This window comes from Chitinophaga chungangae, assembly GCF_017742215.1.
GTDB classification, from domain to species: Bacteria; Bacteroidota; Bacteroidia; order Chitinophagales; family Chitinophagaceae; genus Chitinophaga; species Chitinophaga chungangae.
This window is the reverse complement of record NZ_JAGHKP010000001.1, coordinates 645,901-669,079: the sequence shown is the minus strand read 5'-3', so window position 1 is coordinate 669,079 and position 23,179 is coordinate 645,901. Positions and strand designations below refer to the sequence as shown.

The following is a 23,179-nucleotide window of genomic DNA, read 5'->3' as shown; positions in this document are numbered from 1 at the left end:
TAATCCAGGTTATTGTTTTTGGGGAATTCTTCTGTATTGGCAGGTATAATCCGCTTTTATCAGTTGACCGGAGGTGTCTTCCGTTACGGTATACGGACGGGCAAGTATCAGTATATCTTCCGAAGGCCTTGCCCATGAATAGGTAAAATGCCACTGATCGTCCGGCTGTTGCCGGGTAAGCCGTACAAGGCCGTTGCCAGCGGGGATAAATACTCCTCCCTCCGTTCTGCCCTGGCGGGTGCTGCGGTACGAGTTGCCACGGAATTCCATTTCTGTAAGCAGTTCCGCCCTCACCGTCCCGATCCGCGTTTTGTCGGTAAGCGTATATTCTTTCACTAAAGCGCCGGTACCGTACGCTGTTTCCTTTACCGTTACTTTTTCCAGTTCCCATTTCCCCGTCAATCGTAATGCGCTCGTGTCTGTATACTGCGCTGCAGTATTCGAAAAACTCACTGCCATCAGTACACAGGTCAGCAATAAATATTTTTTCATATTGTGCATATTATCGTCGTTAAAACAGGCAGATGATCTTTTCCTTTTTTCTGTCTTCTACCTGCCAGTTCTGTTTGAATTCCATCATCTGGGCGTTGATGATCCGGCTATCTGCATCTATTTGCAGTACATATTCGCCGGATGGCAGCTTCTTCAGCGGGTTTTCCAACATCGTTACCATTCCTGCGGCGGCGGAAATGTTTTTTCTTCCGGAGCGAATCACCTTCAGATTCACGCCATCCCCCGAAAACGGCCTGCCGTTTTTGTCCATGAAAAAGATATTGGCCGGTTCGCCGCTGAGTGCGTTTGCATCCACCGCCCATATCACCCCGGCGCTTCTGAAAGTGGCTATCAACGGGTCACAGCCATTCCCGCTGATATTATTCTGGGAATACACCAGTATCTCATCACCCGATGCGAACATACCGGATATGGAATCCATACCGAGGTTTGTAACGAGCCTGCCCTCGCGGAACGTGGCTTCCTGCAGCAGTGTGCCAATATTCTTGTACGCGCCGCTCATGCCATCATATACCCAACCGGCAGGATAAGTGAATTGGTAAACGAGATCATCATGTTCGTTTTGGATGGCGGTGAGGATAACATTACCGCTTTCCGCATCAAACAGGAGATTGCGGGTGGCGACGCGGCTGCCTTTATCTATTACAACGGTGCTGTCCATGATACCATGCCGGTAAATGACCTTCGTGGCGGCGACCGACCTGAAAAGATTCTCCTGCCGGTGCGGAAATGCCCAGAAAGACGGGTAGCCGAGGATCGGGGGAAGGCCAAAACTAAAGATGTCGCCGTTTACATTGAAGTCTATGGCATGGCTGATGCTCAACTGCTGGCGCATGTCCAGCATCAGTTCCATGTCTTTTCCCATCTGCGTTTCAGGATCTATCTGCCCGTTTGCATTCATGGCGGGTACAGTGCTGCTGAGACGGCCGGAGAGCGATGGCGTATTATCCAAGTGGTAATGATAGGTAGTGCTGCTGATAGGATTAATGCTGTCTGTTTCCGCGTATACCTTTTTGTACTTCATCTGGCCGTGCATGTCGTTCAATTCGACTTTAAAGCCCTGGCTTATTACGAGGTGGCGCATCACGTTTACCTCCAGCAGGTTCGTCAGCCATGGACTGTAGCGCAGCTTGGTATCGGGGCCCAACAGTGAATGCTCGACAATCACGGGAAAATCAAATGCAGTGTAAAAACCTGTTTCCACAAAACCGTTGGCGGAACGGGTTTTGGCGGTACGGATGGAACGTGTGCGAACGTTACTGTAACCCACCGTCGGAGCGGGAAAAAAGGTTTCGCCAAGCGGCGTTTCGACATAACCCAGCGTGGTAGGTGCCAAAGAAGCCACCTGTTCGCGATATTCGAGAGGTTGTTTCCAGGGATTTTCCTCGCCGCCGATAACCGGTTCGTAAGCGGCAACGCCGCTGCTGATCACAACATCCTTTCCATGTATGCGGCGCCTGGTGACGTACGAATACTCCGTGCCATAAATGGATTCTTTCTGACCGGTCATAGCATTCCAGTTATCATAAACGAGTATCTGGCGAACACGGTGGCCGCCGCCCAACTTTTTGTAGGCGGGTGTGTTCAAACGCACATAAGCACGTGCAAGATCAACTTCCTGCACCCAGTGTTGCGATCTTGCCGCCTCATCAAAGGAACGGAAAGCATTCACGATATTACCTGCCATGCCTGCGATCATCTGTACGCCGGCAGCCAGGTCCAGGTCATCACCTACGTCCGACCCGCGATACGCTTTGCCTGGAAGGTTCAGCCGCAGGAACTGCGATGCCGTGCGCGCCATCGGACTGTAAGGGCCATAGTCGAATCCTTTTTTATCCACCGGGATCATTTTCATCCAGATGGTGTTTCCACCCGGAAGGTAGCCATACTGCCCCGGCTCCAGCTTGCAATAACCGGAAACAAAGTCGTACCCCCCGCCCCAATTGTCCGAAGGCATTTTTACGTTCAGGCGGAAGTACAGCTTTTCGATGCCTTCAAGATATTTTTCCATGACTTCTTTATTAGATGAGACCGCATCAGGTACGTCCACCGCTATATAAAGATGTTCCCGCGAACCGTAGAGCTGGTTGCTCAGGTCGTTCCTGGCGGCAGGTTGTGCAGCTGAAAAACCCGCTACCCGAAACATTTGGGCGGCTCTTTTATTTTGTACGAATGCATAGTCGTCGCTTTCATAGTTCACTTTCAGCCTGCCGCCCGAGGGAAGAACGACTGAATCCAACGCCCAGGCGGCGGCATTGTTAGCGGCAATTGCACTGTCTTGCAGGGCATAAGGATAATCTGCGTTCGTAACAACGTTACCGGGCTGAGAGCCGGGGTTGCTCATGGCGTTCTTGTAATTGCCCCATCTGTCGTATGCGTTGCTGCTGTACGAAGGGTTGTTGGCATGGTAGTGGAAATGGTAGGCATTCTTTTTGCCTTTTTTATTGCCGTTGTAAGTGAAATAAACGCTCTTTAGCGTGAGCTTTGCCCGGGGCATACCGGTATAGGTATTATCAGGGCAAAGCACATCACCATATTCAAAATGAACGGTTTTGACGGGTCGTGCCTTTGTGCCGTAGCGGAGATATTCCGCTTTGGAATACAGGTTGATCTCCACGAGCTTTTTAGCCCGGATATCTAATTCCGGCTCACCATTTTCTTTCACCGAAAAAAGGTCATTCCGGTCTTCCAGCTTAAAGGTGGCGATCATGGTTTTCGATTCTATAGAGTTGAGGTACCAGAGCTCTTTTTCACCATATACATAACTACCTTTATCGTCCCGGTTCTCGGAGCGCAGCCCCTGATTGTAAGAAGCGGCATATCCATGCGGAGTTCTCCATTTGAATGGATTTTTTATGCCGGCAACCTTGGTGTAATTAAACTTAACGGCATCCCCCGGATCGTCGTCTGAAATGCCGTCGCCGGTAGCATCCACATAATCCGGGGAAAGGATGCCGGAAAGCAGGAAGGTATGCGCGTAAGCAGGCGTCACTTCGCTGCTGTAATAGTTGTCGATGCCATTGCGGTTCTGTTTGGCCGTATTGTCTATACCATGTGCATATTTCACAGTATCCGCGAGCGGATCGCCGTTCTCACGCCTGGCGGCAAAGGTCACTTCTTTCTGTTTCAGGTTGTACACGGGAACGCCGTATATATACCTCCTCCCGTCCGTGTTCAGTACATCGATCTGGGAAATGTGGTTTTTCTTCCGAAAGGCGTTGACGCGTTTTTCTTTATACAGCTTGTCTTTTACAACCTCAAAAGTGTCCGTCCTGGGAGGAAGGTACATATCCTTCCAGGAGAGCTGCGTATCCCCGCACTGCCACACCATTTTAAATTTCGCCTGTTCGGGGTTGCGGTTAACATATTGTATCTCCAGGGAATATATCTCGCCGGCTTCGAGGTTCAGATAGCTGATCCTCTCGGTGCTGCCATCGTTCTCCCCGTCGAATGTTTTCAGTACATGGAGATCGTTCACCCAGAACTGGACACCGTCGTCCGCCCACATCGAGATCTTGTACCGCCCCGTCACCGGCGCCTTGATACGCCCGGTCCATCGCACGGTAGACCGCTGATTCCCCATGTAATTGTAATTCTGGTCCTGCCTGGTATAAAACTCCTCCTTATTGGCAATATCAAAATCGGTATCTATGCGGGAAAATTTGAAGTTCTGGAACTGGTCTCCCTGGTAATATTCACCCTGCAGGCCAACGCCTTCCCCTTCCGTATCTGTCGGAAACTCGTCGTTGCAATTGGCAAGTACGTACTGATTTAACCCGTAGTTCTCGATATACTTGGAGAAACCTGCCGTGCCCGCCTCTTCCGCATTCAGGTAAGAGATCACCTGCGTCCGTTTGTCTCTTTCCGTCTTCACCGCCTGGCCGGGCGTAACTGTCACCTCGCCTACCTCGTTCCCACCGCGATAACGTACAAGTTTGTTGGTGGATGTAATGGAAGGCAAAACGCGGTTCGGCTGGCTCAGTTTGGCATATACCACATCGTCGCCACCGATCTTGTCATAAAAAGCTTTGGTGTTCACCGCCTTTTCTCCCGGGTTGCGGAAATATGCAGCTTCGTATTTGCCGGACGATCGAGTGAAAGGCACGGCGGAAGCAAGCGGATTGGCGCTTTTCCAGGCAGAGGTCTCTGAAAACGCTTTAGTGGCGGACACGTCTACACCCACATGCAACAGGTCGCCAAAACCAAGATCCAGGTTGCCGGTCAGGGACTTATCCCTCGTGCGCATCTGGTGATCGAATACATAACCTACGTCGCTGCGGTATGCACGGAAAGTACCGCCCGTTCCTTCACCTGACATAGTGAACACATCATAGGTATATACCGGCACCGCGATATTCGGGAACTCGGGTTTCTCCCGGTAAGGGATTTCCCTTTCCCGGTTGTAATCAAGCAAAGCAACGGGGTTATCCGCTCCTTCCTGGTAATACAGGTAGCCAAACGCGGGCAGATAACGGGTTGTATCCGCGTCTTCGATATATTGTTTGGTCACATACCCCCCGATATAGAAGTTAGGATCGATGGATTTATACTCAACTCCTACTTTTACCATGGCTGTGAACATGCTGTTGGTGAAAGGCATGGAAATAGTGGGAGAATAACCGGGATAGGCGAATGAAAGACTGCTGCTGAACACGGTCCCCGAACCGGTGTGCAGCAACCGCAGGTTATTATTCTTACCCTGTTTGATCTTATTAATTTCCTTCTGAATATTGGCTGCTGACTTGAATTGCCGAACGCCGCCGGAAAATTGCAACGCCTTCATGCCCGAACGGGAATTGTAGGAAGTGCCTATGCCTACATTGCCGCCAAAGCCACCGGAACCATCCGCTTCCTGCCTGGCCCATGCGTATGACAGGCTTGGCGAAAGCGATAAGCCTTCCTGTGAGTTGTTGGTGATGGCCAGCCCCCCACTGAGCGAACCGCCTGCCACACCACCGGCGTTAATACTGGGATTAATGCCCGCTTCCAGCCCCCATCCCCTGTAGGTATTGTGAAAGATGCCAAGGTTCACGCCAAGACTGACATTCACGCTGTCTTGCACGCCACCTGCGCTGGCCGCGCCTTTCGGGAATCCCGCGATCTCGATGCCGGCGCCCGTTGTGACGCCAATGGTCTTATTGGTTTTTACCCAAGCAGTTTTTGCAATGGTATCCTGCCCGTTAAAATCATCCGGGATGCCACGCATATTGCGCGTGATGGAGCCCGGGTTGATATTCCACCCGAGCCCGCACCAGCTGGCTTCCTGGTCCATGGTCACACCGCTGTTGTAACCAAGCGCAAGCGGATAGCCACCCACGTCTATCAATGGGATGTTGTAACTGAAATCGCCGGTAAACAGGTCTACCATATTATCGCCGTTCACCGAGGAGAAAGCTTGTGTTTCCGGTTGGGTTGGGCCACCGTTGAAAGGCGTTTTTCCCGTTTTTGGAATGGCAGCAGCCGGTTGCGGGCTGATGCGCGACAGGCCGGCCATTTTTCTGCTTTCCCGGGGCCATACCTCGGCGCCCCGGGTCAATGCCGCCCGGGCAGGTATCACCGCCTCGAAATAGAGCAGCCCAAGCATTCCCCATGCAAGTCCTTTTCTTCCTTTAGCCAATGCAAGAATCATCGTAGAATATTTTCAGGTACAGGTTAATTTTCGGATTGATATACAAACTTCAGCTGCCAATATTCTCCCCTGCTGTTCAGCAGGCGGAAGAGATAGCTGGCGCCATTATGGAGGCCCGCTTTGGCGGGGATGGTTACTTCCAGCCGGTTCCCGCCGCGCTGTAATGCCAGCGAACCGTGGTGAATAGCGCGGTTACCGTCTTCCAGTGCGAGCACTTCATACCGTACCGTGCTATCCGCGGTTTCGTTGATATAGTCTATATATACAGTACGGGAAGTATAGAGAATGTTACCGTCCAATTGGCGGCGAAGGCGGGCGTACACGGCATTGGAAGAACCGGATATATTTTTTTTACCGGCGATGCGGAAGGCCCATACCTCGGTTTGCGCGGCGAACTGCTCTCCGTTTTTCGCGATCACACACCAGGCATAGGTTCTACCAGTGTCGAGCCTGGCGGCCGAAGAAGGATAGATCGCATAGTTATCACGCAACTTCGTGAGCCGCAGCACCGGCAGGTTTTGCTGGATGGCTTCCGGGGCCGATTGCCCGGCATGCACCTCCGTCAGCAGCATTTCATAGTTCAGTTGCGAGAACAGGTTTACCGGGGCCGGCGGCAGCCAGGTAAATTGCGGCAGGCGGCTTTCCAGTACGGCTCCATCTTCCGGCAAGTTCAGCATGGGCGGGCTTACCGGTTCTATGGTAAATGGAATGCAGTCTTCACGATTGTTATATTCTTTGCCGCCTTCCACATGAAGGCTATAACAGGCGAGGTATTGCCCTGCAGGCAAAAAACCGTTTACGCTCCGGTCGATATTGGCGGAGAGATATTCATATCGCACCGGCGATACATCCGCCATCTGCAGCTGTTTTGCTCCTTTGGTAAGCGTGATGTTCTTCGTAATGCCGGTAAGCAGGGGCTGATTTTGCTGCGCGTCCAGCAGGCGCAGGCTGATGGTTACATTCACCGGCCTGTCTGAAGCGGAGACCAGTAAAATATTCCACAACTGGGCCTTTAATATCACGCCCGCAGGAGGCACCTGCGGCATCATGCTCACCTGTGCGCCGGCGCGTAAAGCCAGTAAAAGCATGACAAGGCATAGGGATTTTCTCATTATATATTCTTTTAAAATATCCTGGTATAAGTAAGCCGCCCCGTTTTATTAGGCACAAGCCTCCGGTCTGTTCCCGGCACAAAACCCTGGTCTGCCAGCAACATCAATTCTCCCACCTTCGGCACTTCCACCCGCACATTGGCAGCATAACCCAACTGTCGCAACCTGTACACAGTCTGGTAATTATATTTCAGCCCGCCGCCCACGTCCAGCCATTTCCTCACTTTGTAATGCGCGTTCGCATCGCCGCCATATAAAGCATAATCCTGGTTGGCAGCAAGGTTTGCACCGCCGTTCAGCGTAAGCCTGCCCAGGAAAACGCTGTGCTGCAACACCAGGCTGGTACTGTTGAAATACACAAAACTGCTGTCTGACTGGCGGTTGTAAAACCGGGTACCGGAAAACATCGTGTTCATACTTACGCCGCGGTGCTGGTAAAAATGACTGACAGTGCCTACCATGGTGTAAAACATGTTCTCCATGAATTTGTCTTCCCCTGTTTTTATCAACTGAGAGCTAGGGAAATAGCCAAGCGATACCACGGGCCAGCGCCTTCTCCTGAAAGTGGCCTGGATGCTTTTAAACACGGTATTGCTCAAATAACTGGAACTTTCGAAAATGCTGGTGAACGCATTTTTCCTGACAGACGCCGAAACAGTCAACTGTTGGCGGAAAAACGGCTGATCCACTTTAACCATCCACCCTGTTTGCGAAGCACCGGAAGCATAAAGGCTGAAGGACTGAAAATTGGCGCCCATCATTTTGTACATGCCGGTAATGCGTGTGCCGGTGGCGGGAACGAAGGAGTTGGCAGACAAAGCGTAAGCCTGGTTACTATGTTCGCTGATGGCAAGCATGCTGCCCATCATTCCCTGCTGGTGAGCGGTTCGTTCATGCTGGGGAAGGCTCGACTTTGCCACTTCGCCTATGATATAATTGTTTTTGTCCACCTGCCAGCGGCCTTCCAGCGCCACTCCCATGATCCTGTTGTCTGGCACGGAAATGTTCGGGTCTGCACCCGTATTAAAATTGTAAGCCTGTTTTTTACCGGTGTAATAAGACAGGATGAGATTATTTCCGTCGCGCATGCCGTACCCGCCGCGGATAATATTGAGGTATTGTTTCCTGCGCCCGGTATTGACCACGAAATCGCGGAAACGGTAATCCACCGCGCCCGATCCGAAAGCGAAATACCACGAGGGATTGAATTCCGCCTGCACGCCGATAATACTGATGTGCCTGGCGGTCAGTTCCGAGTAGTCTACCATGGTTCGTCCAATACCCGCTGAACGTAAGGCCAGCAAAGGTTTATATCCGCGCGGCAGCACGCTGTCCGGCAGGTTCATAGCCTCCAGCCGTTCCGTCAGTTCTTTGGTGCTCATCTTTTGTGTAAGCACTTTGGAAAGGCTTTCCTTTTTAACACCCAGCCTTTTTAACGCCGCATTATATCGCTGTTCCATTGCACCGATCTCCTTTTCAAGGGAATCGATCTTCGCTTTTTTAATCTCGTATTCTTTTGCGATGCGCTGCACGCTGCTATCGTTCGCCGGTAGTTTTGGTTTGTAATCCCTGATCCCTCCTTTTAAGGGCAATGACAATCTCCCGGGCAAAGCAGGCATTTTCAGTTCTTTCACACCATACAACTCCCGTTCCCTGGCTTCAATCAGCCGCTGTATTTGCGACGGCGCGGAAAACCAGTTTTTGAGGCGGTACAGCGAATCCCATTTTTCATTCAGCTTCCGTTTCATTCCATCCAGTTCTTTCCATTGCTTCAACCGGCCCGCGTCCCATGCATTCGCTTTCTGAAGGACGGAACGTTTGAGATCCAGGCTGTTGTATTGAAAGTTCATGCCGGTAATGTCCCGCAGAAGGCTGGAATTACTCCTGCTGGTGCTGAACGTAAGATGCAGCGGATATTGATCGCGCACCATAATGTCCAGCGTGGTTTGCAGCGTATGCTGGTATATTTCTTTTTCTAAGTATGGCGTATCCGTGTTGGACTGATAATAAAAATCATACATCACATTCCCGTGGACGGACAGAAAAGGTTTTTTAGAAGGGCCGGCGGAGGGCGCATACCGGCGCGGCTCCCTGATCCGTATGCCCGTTACCGTATCTTCACGTAACGTATAACGGAACATCGGCAGCAGCATTACGCTTTTGCAATTTCCTGCAGGCATAACAAAAAAACCGCTGTCTGTAACCTGGTAATAAAAACCACCCAGCGTATCCGCGCGTTTTTCGTGTGAAAGGACGCGGAATGTTTGTTGGGCATGGCACAGGCACGCACTACAGATCATAAGTATGAGAAAAACCAAATATCTCAAAACGGTGCTGTTAGGGTTACTCAAAAAAAAGAAAAATGAATGCCGGGTTACACTCGTCAGGCGAGCACATTCCGTGAATACACGCCGATCACATACCATTGTAGGCCATCACAATACAACTGAACGGCCATGTTATTGCCGCAGGCACTGAATCCGTTCGAATTATCGATCTTTTCCCCTATGGCGGCGTTCAGCCGCACGGTGTTCACACAAGCGGGCCAGGGGTTCATCAGGCTTTTGATCACGAATATCCTGCCCGAGCATTGCGCCGCAGGCGGCAGGGTAACCGTTATCTGGATGGTATTCCGCACTATCACGAAACGGTGCGACGGGCTCAGCACGGTATCCCTGGTGATCAGCAGCGGGTCTCCCAGCTGAAACAGGGCCATCATCCTGATGTCGAGCGTATCGTGCCCTTTTATGGCAAGCGAAGAATCTCCCACACGCTCCAGCTCCGCTTTGCGAAACTCGGTGCGGCCGTTGCCTTTGTTGTACAAAAAACCCGGGGTGCCTTTCGTACGGTTCTCAATTATAAGCTCGGAAGTATCACAGTCACTGTAAATCCGCACACTGTCTGCGCGTATCTGGTAAACTTTCTGGGCACAAAGCTGGTTTCCAAGGAATAACAGGAAAACAAACCATATTAACTTATTCATAGGGTAGGGAAAAACAATTAATGAAATAAAACGATTACTGCAATAGGTTAACCAAAGTAAATTAAAACATTTGGCATTTCATAATATTAACGGAAAAAAAAGACGAAGAAAGCTAAACATCTTTGTGGTGGTGGGAAATATTTTTTTTAACCGCCAAAACACCTGATTTTCGCTGACATCATGCCCTTCCTACACTGTTAACGCCCTCCTGATCGATCATACACCGTTTTCATTCCCAGCCTTTCGAAGCCGGAATTTTGCCTTTTTACAGGTACAAGGTGCCTTAACGGCCAGGATATATTCCGATGTATTGACGAGGCTTGCCACGGTAGTGATGTTCATTTCATCCGCCGGCGAACCGACGCTGATTGCAAAAGGCGAAGCGCTATATTTCATCACCGAATCGATCTTGTTTGAGAAAAATAATAAGCGTGCCCATGCTCCGGAATATTCCTGTCAAAAAAGGCTTATAAACTCCACGCAGCATTGCGTCACCGGAGCTGTCGAAGCATCATATGTGGTGCTCCCTACCGCGTCTTACTTCCCCTGCCTAAAACTTCAACTCAAACGCCTGTTTCTCCTTAAAATCCGGGCTAACAAACACCAGCCCGATAAAAAACAGGTCGATGGAAGTCGTAACGGCCGGGTGCGCTTTGATGGTTTCCCAGGCGCGTTCCATTCCTTCCGTCCAGTGCACATCGTCGAAAATGAGCAGCGACGAGGGTTTGAGATGCGGGAGACAATCCAGGAAATATTGTACGGTGGGCTCTTCGCGGTGATTGCCGTCGATATACACGATATCGGGGGAAGGGATCTGTTGCAGCACTTTGGAAAGTTCCGTATCGAAGTTGCCGATATGCTGATGGATCTTGTTTTGCAGGCCAAGGTCCCGGAAATTTTTCGCGGCGCGGGCGGCGATGTTGGGGCAGCCTTCGATGGTATAAACGTCTGCCCCGGCGGAAGCCATGTAAGCGGTGGAGAGGCCCATGGAAGTGCCCAGTTCGAGGACAGTAGAGGCGCCGAGGTATTTTACGAGGCGGTAGAACAATTGCCCGAATTTGGGCGGTTTGGCGGCATGACGGGTGATATCCTTCACTTTGCGCACATTGGTGGCGCCCATTAGCGAACCGGCGCCGAGATCGGTCACATTCAGCACCTCCGCGCTTTTAAGCAGTCCGGCCCGCAGGTTTTCCATGGGGGCGTATGCGGAGAGGAATTGTTTTTTATTGAGCACATCCTCCACCAACGCATAAACGAAGGGAGAATGCACGCTGTGGCGGTTGCCCGCTGAAAAATAATAGCGGATGTATTTTTTTGCCAGTTCTGCCTGATGCCTTACGCTCAAAATGAATAAATTTTAGCCTTTATCAATCCCCGTTGATGCATGCGGTGCCGTATCGGAACCCCGGAGCAGACCCGGGCCACATTTGCCGCTTCGCGCGAAATTGATGCAGCACCACTACTACCTTTTTTTGTTGTTTCAGCATGAAAACAGGGCCTTTGAGCGGCAAAGGTATAAAAATATGCGTAATACGTTCGTCGCTTATACAACCCTTTGGATTATGCAGTAGATAAATTTGTTATCTTTGTCTCTTGGACATTTTTGGCATTATATTTTCTTTAAGGTTTTCTTAACATAAAAAAAGGAGTTTTCAAGCATGCTCAAGCTAATCAGATGGATGATGCCGCTGTTGTTGACGGGATTTGTGAATATGACCGCCTCCGCCCAGGATACGCCTAGAACGGAGGTAAAACCGCCACTAGAGGTCAAATCGCCACAGGTGCGCACTGCGGATACTACCATTAAGAAAATCATGGAAGATCTCCAGCGGGTGGCAGACAGCGACAAACAGAACGCCAAAGCCATCGAACAACTCTCTCTCGGCAGGGAGCTGGACAACATCACCAAATACGACCTGATCAAAAATAACCTGATCCAGGCATCGGAAACCTACTATTTGCTCAACAAAAAGATAATCGATCTCAAATCCAGGACCACCACCAGCAACCTCGACGTTTTTATCACCTCGCTCAACAACCCGGAGAGCAAGGAACTGGGCTTTTCCCTCAGCGACCGCGTGGTGGAGCTCGTGGAAAAGATCATCCTGAAAGGCAAATCCGACAAAAACGAAAGGAACACCAAACTGGTGGAATCCACCAAATCCATCATCAATAGCCCCATCTTCAAAAGCTTCACCTCGCTCACCCCACCCCTGGCCATCGCCAGCTCGGTGATGAATTTCCTCCACAGCGTAAGCCAGAGCAACAAGGCCATCAACCACAAACTGTTGCAGGAATTCGAGAAAGAGCTGAATAAATACGTGATCTATTACACCGCGCTCAACGACGCGAACCAGAAATTCGAGTTCGGGCTCAACTTCAATAAAGACCAGCTTTCGCTGCTGCAGGACAATATGTACGACCACCTCGCCTTTACGTCGAACGTACTGAAAATGCCCCTGCCCGCGCGCGGGAACAAAACCATCGCCGAATCGCTGAACGATTATTTCATCGATTTCAAAAAAGATAAAGTGATCGATTTTTTCCAGAAACTGGAAACACAGTATACCAAAAACAACAAGATCAACTACGAAGCGCTGCTGCGGGACAATCCCAACCTCAAAGAGGCCAACAACCAGCTGGAAGACCTGGTGCTGCAGACCAAACGTTTCGAAAACCTGTACAACGAATATTTCAGCCTGCTGGATTCCTACTACACCAAGGTGAACCATTCCCTGCGCCTCGCGCAAGACAATGCCCTCGCCGAAAGACCCGTTGTAGAAGCCAAACAGGCCGAATTCCGTGCCCTGAAAGACGAGGCGGTGAAGGAGATACAAGCTTCCATCAATATGAAAGAACTGACGCTCAACGTAGACAAGATCAAATACAGGTACCGGATATTCTAAAAATATTCATTGTACGCCTTCATTGTACGTCTCAAATCGGAATTACGAACGGCTCATACCCGTTCGTAATTCTTTTTATAGAGTTTACCTATACTGTATTACCTTGCGATTGATTCCAACTATTTATTACTGAATTATGACTACCGTACAATTAGAATACGTAGTAGCAGTAGACACCTACCGGAGCTTCGTAACCGCCGCCGAAAAATGTTTCGTGACGCAACCCACCCTGAGCATGCAGATCCAGAAGCTGGAAGACGAGCTGGGCGTAAAAATGTTCGACCGCAGCAAACTTCCCGTAGTGCCCACCGAGATCGGCTCCGCCGTGATCGCGCAGGCAAGGGTGATACTGAAGGAAAACGCGCGTATCCGCGAGATCATCGCCGACCAGAAAAAGGAAGTGCAGGGCACCCTGAAAGTGGGCATCATTCCCACCCTGGCGCCGTACCTGCTGCCGAGAGTGCTCACCGCTTTCATGAAAAAATACCCGAAAGTGAAACTCGAGGTATGGGAATATTCCACCGAACAGATCATCCAGCTGCTGCGGCAGGAACAGCTGGACTGCGGGCTGCTGGCAACGCCGCTGCATAACCAGCACCTGGAAGAGCACCCGCTTTTCTACGAGAACTTCGTGATATTCACCGCCAAAAGCCATAAACTCTCCGATAAAAAACTCATCCAGCCGGAAGACCTGGAAACCAAGGACATATGGGTGCTCAACGAAGGGCATTGCATGCGCAACCAGGTGCTCAATATATGCCGGGACAAATTCAGCATGGGCGAGTTCAAAAACCTGGAATACAATACCGGCAGCGTGGAAACGCTCAAACGCATGGTAGAGCTGAACGAAGGCTACACGATCCTGCCCGAGCTGTCGCTGCAGGACCTGAGCGCCAAACAAATGAACATGGTGCGCTTTTTTAAGGCCCCTGAGCCCGTCAGGGAGATCAGCCTGGTTACCCACCGCTATTTTATCAAACAGGCCGTAATTGAGGCGTTTAAGAAGGAAATATTGGCGCAGGTGCCGGAAAAGATGAAGGCGAAAAAGACGAGAAAGGTGATTGACATCGGGCTGAACAAAAAATAACGGCATTTGAAGGCATAAAAAAGGGTAAAGCAGCCAGCTTTACCCTTTTCTTTTTTTATTGTTGATGCCACTGCTATTTGTTAGCGGGCACTTTGGCGTCTGTGTAGTTGTTTTTCAGCTTGGGATAAGCGGTTTGCATGATGAGGTCGTTCATCACGTTCACGGCTTCGCTGAGGTACGGGTCTTTGTAACGCGCTTTGATCCAGTCTTTGTTGCGCGCCACCTTTATTGTATCGTTCTGGATCTTCGCCATATCCACCTTCAGGCTGGTGATGTTGAGCGGCGTTACTTTTTCGTTTACGGCGTCGTAACGTTTGGAAGCGGCGGCGCTCTTTTTCACATCGGTCTTGTAGCTGGTGATATCGAGCGGATAGGTTTTCTGCTCGTCCAGCTTTTTGAGGGTGGCGATGTTCTCATTGATCATTTTGAAGGCTTCGTTGTTGGCGACGCGTTGTGCGCTGTTGCGTTTCAGCGGCTCAACGTCTACCGGGTCGCGCCAGGTTTCGTAATTGGCCTTGGGTATAACGTCCCATTTAAGGGCGTCTTTATCGCGTTTTTCACCTACTTCATAATACGGAGAAGGCAGCACCACATCCGATTCCACGCCTTTCAGCTGGGTGGAGCCGCCGTTGGCGCGGTAGAATTTCTGTACGGTAAGTTTGATGGCGCCGAGGCTGCCGCCGAGATCGCCGCGAACGAAATTGTCTAATTCGAGCAGGCGCTGAACCGTACCCTTGCCGAAGGAAGACTGGCTGCCGATAACCACGGCGCGTTTGTAGTCCTGCATAGCGGCCGCCATGATCTCGGAAGCGGAGGCGCTGTATTCGTTCACCATAATGGCGAGCGGGCCTTCGTACTGCACGGATTTATCGCGGTCCCTTTGCTGCTGGATCTCCCCGCCGCGTGAACGTACCTGCACCATGGTGCCTTCGGGCACGAACAGGCCGGCCATCTTGATCACGTCGGGCAGCGAGCCGCCGCCGTTGAAACGAAGGTCGAGGATGATGCCTTCCACTTTTTCGTCTTTCAGTTTCTTTATTTCCGCGGCCACATCGTCGTAAGAAAATGCGCCGTCGCGGTCGGTGAAGTCTGCATAGAACTCAGGCAGGTAAATATACCCGATCTTGTGCGCGCCGTTGATAATGGCCGACTTGGCGAAAGTGTCGTCGATCTTGATCTCGTCGCGGATAAGCGAAACCTCCTTGATGGTACCATCGCCGCTTTTTACGGTGAGTTTCACTTCGGTGCCTTTACTGCCGCGAATGAGCGTAACGGCTTCATCTACGGCGTAACCGCTGATGTCTACCGCTTCCTTGCTGCCTTCGCCTACTTTCAGGATCACATCGTCCGCCTTCAGCTTGCCGTCTTTCCAGCTGGGGCTGCCGGGCACGATGCTCACGATCTTGATGCGGCCTTCGTCTTCCCGCAGCTGCGCCCCGATGCCGTAGAACTTGCCGGCCATCGATTCCTGGAAAGAGCGTTTTTCAACGGGCGGGAAATAATCGGTATGCGGGTCCATCGTGGTGGTGATGGAATTTACGTACAGGGAGAAACGGTCGTCTTCGCTCGTACGGTTCTTCAGCCGGTCGAAATACCGGTCGTAGATCTTTTTCACACGCGCGCGGGCTTCCACTTCCAGTTCGGCGTCGGTTTTGCCGGTTTTGTCTTTATCGCGCTGGTCGGTAAGCTCCGCGTATTTTTCAAGCGCGCGGTACTTCAGCGACTTGCGCCACGCTTCCTTGCGCTCCGCGTCGGTTGCGGGCCAGTCTGCGCTTTCCGGGTCTATCACTACCGTTTCCTTTTTGGTGAAGTCGAAAGGTTTGGCGAGTATTTCCGGGTACAGTACCGCTACTTCGGCGATGCGTTTTTTAATAATTTCGTTGGTGCGGTTGAAAAAATCGAGCGGCGCGCCGTTCAGCTCTTCGTCCACATGCATCTCAAGCGGCTTGAGCGTCTGGATGTCGTTTTTCAGGAAAAACTTCTTTTCACCGTCAAGATTTTTGAGGTATTTGGCAAATACTTCGCGCGAAAAGGCGTCGTCGATCTCTTTCGGCTGGTAATGGCCTTCCTTCAGTATCTGGCCCACCAGTGCAATAATGGCCTGGTACCGGGTGGGCGGATCGCCTTTTGCGGCGATCTTAGTAAATGCAAATATGCCAGCGGTAAGCACGATCAGCATTACCGGAACTATCACTTTCAGTTTCATCTTCATAACCCAAAGATCAATTACTAAATATCATTTACGAATGACGAACAACGAACAGTTGTTCCGAAATTCTTATCCAAATATAAGCCATATCGCGCAGCGGACATGCATTGTTCCCAAGGCCCGCAGGCATTTTAACATATTCTTGCCGTTGAAAAAGCACGTTTTCTTCTCACTTGTTACCACTGGAACAAACATTGCGCCATTCGTAACCCGTAATCGATCGCCCGTACTTATTTCACCAGCTTGTACACACCGCCTTTGTTGCTGGCGCCCGCGATGGTCACGAGCATGTACAGTTCGCCGGCATCGTCCTGCCCCCAGCTGAGCAGCTGCAGGTTGCCTTCCGGCTTGTTTTCAAAAACGAGGTCTTCGCGCTCCCATTTGTTGCCTTTTTGGGTCAGCGTCCAGGTTTTGCCGTTGTAATCGCCGAAAACATATTTTCCCGTGAGCGCCGGAACGGCTTTGCCGCGGTACACATAACCGCCGGTAATGCTGATGCCGTCGTCGTGATCGTATTCGTGTATCGGCGCGATGAGTTTGCTTTTATCGGCGCCTTCCGGCACATTGAACTCGTGGTAACCTTCCATGATCCTCCAGCCGTAGTTGCCGCCTTTGGTGATGATGTCCACTTCCTCATATTTATTCTGCCCTACATCGCCCGCAAAAAGGCGGCCGTTGGCCTTGTCGAAGGAAATGCGCCATGCGTTGCGCAGGCCGTAGGCCCAGATCTCGGGGCGAACGTTGTTTTTGCCCACGAAAGGATTGTCTTTCGGCACGGAATAAGGCTCACCGTTCACATCGATGCGGAGGATCTTGCCCAGCAGCGTGTTGAGATCCTGCCCGTTGCCGGTAGTGCCGTGTTTGTCGCCGCCGCCGCCGCCGTCGCCGGTGGAAATATAGAGATAACCGTCGCGGCCGAAAATGATATCGCCGCCGTTGTGGTTGCTCTCGGGCTGGTCAAATTCCATCAAAACCCTTTTGGTGGCGGGCTGCGCCACGTTGTCGGAAGATTTGTTCACACGATATTCCGCCACTACGCTTTTATGGTTCAGGCCTTTGCGGGCATTGGCCACGGGTGCGCTGAAATAGAGATAGAATTTTCCGTTTGTCTTAAATTTCGGGTGAAAGGCCATGCCGAGCAGTCCGCGCTCGTCGTAGGCGGGGTTCACCTTCACCATATCGGCGCTCACGTCGATAAAAGGCTGATCGAGCAGTTTGCCGTTCCGCACCACCCAAACCCGTCCCTCCTTCTGAACGATGAACTGGCGGTGGGAGCCGTCGGCCGGGGTAGCCATGCATACGGGCGACTGCACCTTGTCGGTGACCAGCTGCACTTTTATTTTCTGGGCATGAACATGCCCCGCAGCGGGAACGGTCAAAGCCCCGGCCAATAATAATTTAACTAGCTTCATACGTGTGTTGGAATTTTAGGTGATAAAAATAACAATTGCCCGCATACTTGTTATAAAAAGTTGACCATTGGATAATGAGTGGACAGTTTAACGGGAAAGATTTAATTTTAGGGCCGCAAAAACTTACAGATTGGACGAAGCCGCTACCCTGCCGAACGACCCGTATGCATCACTGCGATACAAAGAATTCAGGTATTTCCTGGTCATCCGTTTTTCACTCATTTTCGCGCTGGCCATGCAATTCGCCATCGTGGAATGGAAAGTGTACCAGCTCACCCGCAACCCGCTGAACCTCGGTCTGATCGGCCTCGCGGAGTTTGTTCCCGCCATCGGCCTGGCATTGTTCGCCGGCAATATCGTCGATAAAAGAGAAAAACGCGGGATGGTGCTCAAATGCATCACCGGTTACCTGTTTACCGGCACGGGGTTGTTCCTGCTCACCTGGGACCAGCTGATGACCGGCATTCCCACACCTACCGTACTGATCCTGATCTATTTCCTCGTGTTCTGCGGGGGTATTATCCGTGCTTTTACGGGGCCGAGCAATTTTACGTTGCTGTCGCTACTGGTGCCGCGGCCGCTATACCCCAACGCTACTACCTGGAGCACTTCCGCCTGGCAGATCGGCGCTATCGCCGGGCCCGCGCTGGGCGGGCTTTGCATGGGCTGGCTGGGTATTCACTGGAGCATGTTGCTGGTGATCGGCTTTGTGCTGGTGGCGCTGTTCTGCATTTCGCGGATCACCGTCAAACCCGTGCATTACAAGGAAATAGGGGAAACAGTAAGGGAAAGGCTGTCGAAGGGTTTAAAATTCGTGTGGAACACGAAAGTGCTGCTGAACGCGATGGCGCTGGACATGTTCGCCGTGCTGTTCGGCGGATCGGTGGCGATGATGACGATCTATGCAAACGACATTCTTCACATAGGCCCGGCGGGTTTCGGCGCGATGCGCGCGGCCCCGGCCGTGGGCGCCTTCCTCACCCTTTTGCTGCTGGCTTACCGGCCGATCGTGACCAAACCGGGCATCAAACTGCTGTCGGCAGTGTTTGCGTTCGGGCTGTGCATTATCGTGTTCGGCCTGTCCAAAAACTTCCTGCTGTCGCTGGCCGCGCTGTTTTTCAGCGGCATGATGGACGGCATCAGCGTGATTATCCGGCAAACGATCCTCCAGCTAAAAACCCCGGACGATATGCGGGGGCGCGTATCGTCGGTAAGCTCCATTTTTGTGGGCAGCAGCAACGAACTGGGCAGTTTCGAGAGCGGGGTGGCCGCAACCATCCTGGGGCCGGTGGGCTCCGTGGTGTTCGGCGGCTGTATGACGCTGGGCGTGGTGATCACCACTTACATTATTTCGCCGGCGATGCGGAAACTGGATTTGAAGGCTTGATAATCAATTGGTTAAAATCAAACTTTCATAAAAGGCCGCTCCGCCTGGAGCGGCCTTTGTTTTTGAGCCCTGCGGCGAAGTTTTCCTTTGAATGTTATTTTACCGGTATGGCGCATATACGAACGTTATAGGATCGATATACGAGTGATATAGGAGAGAAGAAGGAGAGCAAAAAGCAAAAAAGTATCATTATCCAGCTATCGTTTTCAGTCTTTCCAGCACAAAATACACCGCGGGGCAAATGGTGGAGTTGAGCAGCGTGGTATTGGGGCGTTTGAAGAACTCGCCGCTGTCTGTATAAGGGTAATTGCGGCAGTCGCCGGGGCGCACGTCGTAAATGGAGCAGTAGTTGTCGCTGCCGAGGAACGGGCAGGGGCTGCGTTTTACGACGTAATCGCCGTCTTCGTCCAGCCGGAGGTAAGTTTCGATAAAAACGGATTCGCGCAGGCCGAGGTATTTGGACACCTTTTTGATGTCCGGCGTTTTGAAACGCGGGCTGATGGTTTTGCAACAGCCGGCGCATTGCAGGCAGTCGATCTGCTCAAACGCCTCGTCGTGCAGGCCCGGCAGGAGCTTTTCGGCCCCTTTGCCTTTTTTGGTCTGCATTTTCTGCAGGAACTGTTTGTAAGATTTCTGCTGCTCTTTCGCCTTTTTCTCCCAATCGGAGAGGATATCGCCCATTGCCGGTTTTTCCGCAAAGCTAACAAACTCCGGCCAGATGAAAATCCCGTGACAATCACGCCCCGCCCGGCAGCCGGAATATCAGTCTACTTTCCCTATACCCCGGCGGGTTTGGCGGTTGCTTAAAAACATCATAGCTTTGCGCATTCTTTTATAAATACCTGCTTACATCATGAATCTTTTGAATACTTTCAAGAATGAGTTCATTGGTCGCCATATCGGCCCCAACGAAGCGGAAACCCGCGCCATGCTCGGGAAGATCGGCATCGGGTCGCTGGACGAACTGATCGACAAAACGGTGCCTTCGGCCATCCGCATGAAAAAAGACCTGGACATTCCCGAAGCGGTAAGCGAATTTACCTACCTGAGCCAGCTTAAAGACATCTCCCTCAAAAACAAAGTATTCAAATCGTATATCGGTCAGGGTTATTACGACACCATTACCCCCAGCGTCATTCTCCGCAACGTTTTCGAAAACCCGGGATGGTACACCCAATACACGCCGTACCAAGCGGAAATTTCCCAAGGCCGCCTCGAAAGCCTGCTGAATTTCCAGACCATGGTGAGCGACCTCACCGACCTCCCGATCGCCAACGCCTCCCTGCTGGATGAAGCCACCGCGGCGGCTGAGGCCATGACCATGTTTTTCAACGCGCTCAATAAAGATCACGACCATATTACCCGCGGCAAGTTCTTCGTAGACGAAAACGTGTTCCCGCAAACCAAAGACGTGATCCTCACCCGCGCCAATCCCCTGCAGATCGAAGTGGTGTCCGGCGATTTCGCGAAAGCGGAGATCGACGGCGATTATTTCGGCGCACTGGTGCAATACCCGGCGGCAGACGGTACGGTGGCGGACTTCCGCCAGTTCATCGAAAAAGTGCATGCCGTTGGCGCTTACGTAGCCATGGCTACAGACCTGCTGGCGCTTACGCTGCTCACGCCTCCGGGCGAGCTGGGGGCAGACGCTGCATTGGGCAGCGCACAGCGTTTCGGCGTTCCCCTGGGCTTCGGCGGCCCGCACGCAGCTTTCTTTTCCTGTAAAGACGAATTCAAACGCGCCATCCCCGGCCGTATCATCGGCGTAAGCATCGACGCGCAGAACAAACGCGCGCTGCGCATGGCGCTGCAAACCCGCGAACAACACATCAAACGCGAAAAAGCAACTTCCAATATCTGCACCGCACAGGCATTGCTGGCCAACATGGCCGCGATGTACGCCGTGTACCACGGTCCGCAGGGCCTGCAAAACATTGCGCTCAAAACCGCGCTGCTCACCGGCGTGCTCTCCGCCAAACTGAAAGCGGCCGGCATTAAGCTGGCCAACAGCAGCCAGTTCGACACCCTCACCATCGAAACTGCCGACGCTGCCGCACTGCACGCAAAAGCCAACGCGGCAGGCATCAACTTCCGCGCGATCGGCAACACGCAGCTCGGTATTTCGCTGGACGAAACCACGCAGACGGACGATGTGAACGTGATCCTCGGCGTGTTCAATGCCGGCAGCATTACCGACGCGGACGTGGAAAAAGCGCAGAGCGGCATTCCCGCTTCGCTGGAACGCAAGTCTTCCTACCTGCTGCACCCGGTGTTTAACAGCCACCACAGCGAAACCGAGATGATGCGTTACATCAAGATGCTGGAAAATAAAGACCTTTCCCTCAATACTTCCATGATCTCCCTCGGCAGCTGCACCATGAAACTGAATGCGGCCACCGAAATGATCCCCCTGAGCTGGAGCCACTGGAGCAAGATCCATCCCTTCGCGCCGCTGGCGCAAGTAGCGGGTTACGGGCAGATCGTGAAGGAATTGAGCGAATACCTTTGCAAGATCACCGCATTCGACGCATGCAGCCTTCAGCCTAACTCCGGCGCGCAAGGCGAATATGCAGGCCTGCTCACCATCAAGGCTTACCACGAAAGCCGCGGCGACCATCACCGCAACGTGATCCTGATCCCCATTTCCGCACACGGCACCAACCCCGCCAGCGCGGTAATGGCCGGTTACAAAGTAGTGATCGTAAAAGCGCTGGAAAACGGCTACATCGACGTGGCAGACCTGAAAGCAAAAGCGGAACAGCATAAAGACAACCTCGCCGGCGTGATGATCACCTATCCGTCTACCTACGGCGTATACGAAGAAGGCGTGAAAGAAGCCTGCGACATCATCCACGCCAACGGCGGCCAGGTGTATATGGACGGCGCCAACATGAACGCACAGGTGGGGCTTACCGCACCCGGCATCATCGGCGCAGACGTTTGTCACCTGAACCTGCACAAAACCTTCGCCATCCCGCATGGCGGCGGTGGCCCCGGCATGGGCCCCATCTGCGTGGCAAAACACCTCGCGCCTTTCCTGCCCGGCCACGTAAACCAGCAGGCCACCGGCAACGGCAGCAAACAGGCACACGCAGTATCGGCGGCGCCGTACGGCAGCGCCAGCATCCTGCTGATCTCTTACGCGTACATCCGCATGCTGGGCAAAACCGGCGTACGCAAATCCACAGAATTCGCCATCCTGAACGCCAACTATATGAAGGCGCGCCTGGAGAACGCATACGAGATCCTTTACACCGGCGTAAGCGGCACCTGCGCCCACGAGTTCATCGTGGACCTGCGGCCGTTCAAAAACACCGCCGGCATTGAAGCCGAAGACGTTGCCAAACGTTTGATGGACTATGGTTTCCACGCTCCGACCATGAGCTTCCCGGTACCGGGCACCATCATGATCGAGCCGACGGAAAGCGAGGACAAAGCCGAACTGGACCGCTTCTGCGACGCCCTGCTGGCCATCCGCGAAGAGATCCGCGCGGTGGAAGAAGGCAAGGCAGACAAAACAAACAACGTGCTGAAACATGCTCCCCATACGCAGGCCGTAATTACCGCCGATGAATGGACGCGCCCGTACAGCCGCCAGCAGGCTGCTTTCCCGCTGGAATACGTAAGCCTGAACAAATTCTGGCCTTCCGTAAGCCGCATCAACAACACCTTTGGCGACCGCAACCTCATCTGCACCTGCGAGCCTGCAAGCTCTTATGCCGAAGCGGAAGCATAACAACGTCAATCAATACAAAAAATATAGAGCAGCGGCCTTACAGCCGCTGCTTTTTTTTCGCAGGTCATCCGGGGAAGCCGTCCCTGCCGGCATTGCGGTTTGCGCCGCATCGTGTAATTCATTCGTTTTTCTTCTCCGTAAACTTCAGCCGCCCAACCTTTTTTACATCCACCCGGCCAGTTTTTAACTAGAAAATTCGTCTTTC

The 23,179-nt window shown here is 52.2% G+C and carries 13 protein-coding genes; 4 read left to right on the top strand and 9 right to left on the bottom strand.

Translation table 11 applies throughout. The features are described 5' to 3' along the window. Window positions 1-9: 9 nt before the first annotated feature. The 6 genes from J7I43_RS02960 to J7I43_RS02935 all read right to left on the bottom strand — a co-directional run bounded on the left by J7I43_RS02960 (window position 10) and on the right by J7I43_RS02935 (window position 11,582). Window positions 10-492, bottom strand: a complete 483-nt coding sequence (locus tag J7I43_RS02960) for a hypothetical protein (protein WP_209143067.1) — start codon at window positions 490-492, stop codon at window positions 10-12. Between the two features lie 19 nt (window positions 493-511). Continuing rightward, window positions 512-6,142 carry a PA14 domain-containing protein gene (locus J7I43_RS02955; RefSeq protein WP_209143065.1) on the bottom strand — a complete coding sequence of 1,877 codons (5,631 nt, stop codon included), beginning with the start codon at window positions 6,140-6,142 and terminating at the stop codon, window positions 512-514. 23 nt (window positions 6,143-6,165) lie between these two features. Then, window positions 6,166-7,254, bottom strand: a complete 1,089-nt coding sequence (locus tag J7I43_RS02950; protein ID WP_209143063.1) for a hypothetical protein — start codon at window positions 7,252-7,254, stop codon at window positions 6,166-6,168. Between the two features lie 11 nt (window positions 7,255-7,265). Continuing rightward, window positions 7,266-9,554, bottom strand: a complete 2,289-nt coding sequence (locus J7I43_RS02945; RefSeq protein WP_209143061.1) for a hypothetical protein — start codon at window positions 9,552-9,554, stop codon at window positions 7,266-7,268. A gap of 83 nt (window positions 9,555-9,637) precedes the next feature. Next, window positions 9,638-10,237, bottom strand: coding sequence for a hypothetical protein (locus J7I43_RS02940; RefSeq protein WP_209143059.1), 600 nt, complete (start codon window positions 10,235-10,237; stop codon window positions 9,638-9,640). 550 nt (window positions 10,238-10,787) lie between these two features. Next, on the bottom strand, window positions 10,788-11,582 hold the full coding sequence (locus tag J7I43_RS02935) for an O-methyltransferase (protein WP_209143057.1): 795 nt from the start codon (window positions 11,580-11,582) through the stop codon (window positions 10,788-10,790). A gap of 313 nt (window positions 11,583-11,895) precedes the next feature. On the opposite strand from J7I43_RS02935, the gene J7I43_RS02930 reads away from it, so the two are divergent. Continuing rightward, the gene (locus J7I43_RS02930; RefSeq protein ID WP_209143055.1) at window positions 11,896-13,143 is read left to right on the top strand and encodes a hypothetical protein; all 1,248 of its coding nucleotides are present in this window, start codon (window positions 11,896-11,898) and stop codon (window positions 13,141-13,143) included. A 136-nt stretch (window positions 13,144-13,279) separates the two neighbouring features. Then, window positions 13,280-14,230, top strand: a complete 951-nt coding sequence (locus tag J7I43_RS02925; RefSeq protein WP_209143053.1) for a hydrogen peroxide-inducible genes activator — start codon at window positions 13,280-13,282, stop codon at window positions 14,228-14,230. A 73-nt stretch (window positions 14,231-14,303) separates the two neighbouring features. Here the strand turns inward: J7I43_RS02925 and J7I43_RS02920 are convergent, their stop codons facing one another. Next, a complete protein-coding gene (locus J7I43_RS02920) occupies window positions 14,304-16,442 on the bottom strand; it encodes a carboxy terminal-processing peptidase (protein ID WP_209143051.1) in 2,139 nt (712 codons plus the stop codon). Window positions 16,443-16,669: 227 nt separating this feature from the next. Next, the gene (locus tag J7I43_RS02915) at window positions 16,670-17,851 is read right to left on the bottom strand and encodes a PQQ-dependent sugar dehydrogenase (protein WP_209143049.1); all 1,182 of its coding nucleotides are present in this window, start codon (window positions 17,849-17,851) and stop codon (window positions 16,670-16,672) included. A 130-nt stretch (window positions 17,852-17,981) separates the two neighbouring features. Here J7I43_RS02915 and J7I43_RS02910 point away from each other — a divergent pair, with 130 nt between their 5' ends. Beyond that, window positions 17,982-19,238: an MFS transporter gene (locus J7I43_RS02910; RefSeq protein WP_209143047.1), complete on the top strand. Its 1,257-nt coding sequence runs from the start codon at window positions 17,982-17,984 to the stop codon at window positions 19,236-19,238. Between the two features lie 189 nt (window positions 19,239-19,427). Here the strand turns inward: J7I43_RS02910 and J7I43_RS02905 are convergent, their stop codons facing one another. Beyond that, the gene (locus J7I43_RS02905) at window positions 19,428-19,919 is read right to left on the bottom strand and encodes a YkgJ family cysteine cluster protein (RefSeq protein ID WP_209143045.1); all 492 of its coding nucleotides are present in this window, start codon (window positions 19,917-19,919) and stop codon (window positions 19,428-19,430) included. Between the two features lie 172 nt (window positions 19,920-20,091). Between J7I43_RS02905 and gcvP the strand changes: the two genes are divergently transcribed. After that, complete coding sequence (gene gcvP, locus J7I43_RS02900) at window positions 20,092-22,974, top strand: aminomethyl-transferring glycine dehydrogenase (RefSeq protein WP_209143043.1); 2,883 nt, start codon at window positions 20,092-20,094, stop codon at window positions 22,972-22,974. The last annotated feature ends 205 nt before the right edge of the window (window positions 22,975-23,179 follow it).

Excerpts from the sequence above, each read along its gene's own strand:
- J7I43_RS02960 (WP_209143067.1), bottom strand. The coding sequence starts at position 492 with ATGAAAAAATATTTATTGCTGACCTGTGTACTGATGGCAGTGAGTTTT.
- J7I43_RS02955 (WP_209143065.1), bottom strand. The coding sequence starts at position 6,142 with ATGATTCTTGCATTGGCTAAAGGAAGAAAAGGACTTGCATGGGGAATG.
- J7I43_RS02950 (WP_209143063.1), bottom strand. The coding sequence starts at position 7,254 with ATGAGAAAATCCCTATGCCTTGTCATGCTTTTACTGGCTTTACGCGCC.
- J7I43_RS02945 (WP_209143061.1), bottom strand. The coding sequence starts at position 9,554 with ATGATCTGTAGTGCGTGCCTGTGCCATGCCCAACAAACATTCCGCGTC.
- J7I43_RS02940 (WP_209143059.1), bottom strand. The coding sequence starts at position 10,237 with ATGAATAAGTTAATATGGTTTGTTTTCCTGTTATTCCTTGGAAACCAG.
- J7I43_RS02930 (WP_209143055.1), top strand. The coding sequence starts at position 11,896 with ATGCTCAAGCTAATCAGATGGATGATGCCGCTGTTGTTGACGGGATTT.
- J7I43_RS02925 (WP_209143053.1), top strand. The coding sequence starts at position 13,280 with ATGACTACCGTACAATTAGAATACGTAGTAGCAGTAGACACCTACCGG.
- J7I43_RS02920 (WP_209143051.1), bottom strand. The coding sequence starts at position 16,442 with ATGAAGATGAAACTGAAAGTGATAGTTCCGGTAATGCTGATCGTGCTT.
- J7I43_RS02915 (WP_209143049.1), bottom strand. The coding sequence starts at position 17,851 with ATGAAGCTAGTTAAATTATTATTGGCCGGGGCTTTGACCGTTCCCGCT.
- J7I43_RS02905 (WP_209143045.1), bottom strand. The coding sequence starts at position 19,919 with ATGGGCGATATCCTCTCCGATTGGGAGAAAAAGGCGAAAGAGCAGCAG.
- gcvP (WP_209143043.1), top strand. The coding sequence starts at position 20,092 with ATGAATCTTTTGAATACTTTCAAGAATGAGTTCATTGGTCGCCATATC.